This is a genomic window from Gammaproteobacteria bacterium (genome assembly GCA_003696665.1).
GTDB lineage: Bacteria > Pseudomonadota > Gammaproteobacteria > Enterobacterales.
Window position 1 is genome coordinate 1 of record RFGJ01000024.1, and the last position, 2,512, is coordinate 2,512.

General features: G+C 53.7%; 2 protein-coding genes. Both read right to left on the reverse strand.

The annotated features are described in order from the left end of the window. Positions 1-1,233, reverse strand: a 1,233-nt coding sequence (locus D6694_00655) for a hypothetical protein (GenBank protein RMH48320.1), incomplete at its 3' end; no start/stop codon positions are given. A 297-nt stretch (positions 1,234-1,530) separates the two neighbouring features. Further along, a partial coding sequence (locus D6694_00660) for a hypothetical protein (GenBank protein ID RMH48321.1) occupies positions 1,531-2,512 on the reverse strand: 982 nt, incomplete at its 5' end.

The window sequence follows — 2,512 nt, forward strand, 5'->3', positions numbered from 1 at the left end:
CTCACCAGGAATGCGAAGCCCAGGCGGGATAAACACGACCGGAGACTCTTCTTTTAGCTCTCCAAGCGGAATACCCTCGGCTGTTGGCAAAATCCACGGAGTACAACTTAAGCCCTCAAACGGGATAGTCGCACAGTAAGGGAAGCTAATTGCAATTTTGGCGCGTCCCTGCGTTTGCTCAACTTCCGTAATCAACACCCGCACATTGGGGCCAAAGGGGTGATTTCCTGGCGGCCCTTTGCAATCCCAAGGACGACAAAGTGAGCCAAAACCATCCTTGACTTCTTGACCTTTCGGATCGAGCCATGCAGCCCCATGATTTTGGCTGGTGGGAGCCGCGATCTCAAAATGCGGACAAGAATTCCCCCTGCACTCCCCACCGACTAGAACCATGCTGCGATCTGGAATGCCGCCACTAACAATACGAATACGCATCTGTTCCCGATCGCCATCACGAGGAGTTCCCAAGGCCACATCGGCCACTCCAAAAACCACGCCCTCAACCAACGACAATGCTTCGGGCAGTTGAGAAAGAGAGAGGTTTTCAAAGCCAACCCCAGACAGCGACTTGATTGGTTGATTGGTAGAGCCTTTAAACTGCTTCAGGGGCACGTCGCTAATACCAGGAATTGCTTTGTTCAGAGAACCCACTTCATTAAGATCCTTTTCCCCCGCTGCGCCCAGGCGCAAATTCTTAAACTCAGGAACAAGCTCGGAATATTGTTTCACGGTCAAAGTTTGAGCGCGTTCAAACAATTCATCTTTGCTCAAGGGCACGGCGACGTTTTCGCTTGTTCCTGGATTTAGAAAACTGTTTAGCGCAGATAAATCAGGCACTTCAGCCGGAGATTCCGTCAGCCCTAGCTGAAACTTTACAAGAGCGTTTAATGCAGGAACCGAACGCAATTCAGAAGACGAAATATCAGGACGCAGGCTCGACATCTGCATGAAATCGCTAGGGGTTTGACTGGAAATTAGCCCCCCCATGTCACCGATACGAACCTCAGAAAGATTTGTGCCCGTCGCGGCTGCAATTTGCCCTATGGAGACTTCAGATATTCCAAAAAGCGTAAAACTGCCTATTTGAAGGACTTCGGTTACGGGCACTCTTTCTCCTACGCTCCAACCAAAATCAACCTCTTCAGGCATCAAAGGCTGAAGGTTAGAAATTAATTCTTCCGTAACTTCGATTGGTGGATAGTCCCGCAACCGCAAGTTAGGAATATCGGTCATGGACAGCGATCGGGGTGCATTTGCTGATCGGGGTGCATTTGCTGGTGCATTTGCCACAGATGCAGACCCTGTGTTCGGATTCGCATCTGCGACACCCCCAAACGACATCCAGAGAGATACCACGAGCATCAGTAAAGCGACGATCCGCCTAATTCGGTGAAACATAGAAACATACTGGTTTCTTGAATAAACCGGGCTAACCACTGGAAATAGTTCGAGTGATTAGCCCGAAGTTTACGAGTTGATTGCTGATAGATCAGAACTGAAAACTAGTGAGAAGTCTGGATATCGGCCATCTCACTCCGCCAAACCGCGACCATCAGCGTCCGCTGATATGATGGCACCACTACGGCGATCGCTAGACATATCAGATATCTCAGCGATGGCGCGACTACGGCGGTCGCCATTAACATTGCCGCCATCGGCCAAGCAAGAGAACAACTCACTCAGGGGCATATCTGCCAACCCAGGAATCTGGTCAATCGCCAAGTCTTGAGGCAAGCTACCCAGGGTTATGTCCTCAAATCCAGGCAATTCATTTACTGGCATGTCGCCAAGATCCAGACGAGCAAGCTGGCGATCGCCCGCCATGTCATCCAGGCTCATTCCCTTCAGGTCACTCACCGGAAGACCAGTTTGTTCGCTAATCCACTCCGCCAGCCCCTTCACGTCGCCAATCTTTTCAGCATCGGCGTAGAGGGTATTGGAAAGCCCTGCAAGCGTGGTGTTTCGCACACCCCAATCAGAGAGAGTGATAGCCCCGGCTACCAAGTCAGCCTCGGCATTCCTGCGGGACATGCGCTGAATCCGCCCGAACGAAACATCATCAAGCTGCCCCTCAAAATCACTCAAGCTGTAGAGGCTGCTGGCTGGACGACCTTGGACACGGGCACTAGCGAAGGTGATTCGTCCCCAGTCGGGTTCACCCCGCTGTCCAAGCGCGATCGCCTGCAAGGCCGGAGGCATATCAGCAGAGCAAGCAGCCGCTCCACCGTCGCCACCCAGCAGTAGAGCCGAACCCACAGCGCCAGCCGTGCCCAAGAAGGGCAGAACATCGCTACCACCGCTGCCACTGTTGCCGTCGCCGTCGTCACCGCTGGCGCTGGCGGACAACGGCTGTAGTGCAAGCGTCGAAGACGATGTGCCCCGGATGCCGTAAGAAGGACTGGGATCTAGCTCAAGTTCAACCGTCCGACCGGGCCGCGCACCGGGGAGGGACTGCACCGGAATCGTGACCGACGACCGCCCAGCAGGAATCGTCACGCGCCCCGGCAGCGCC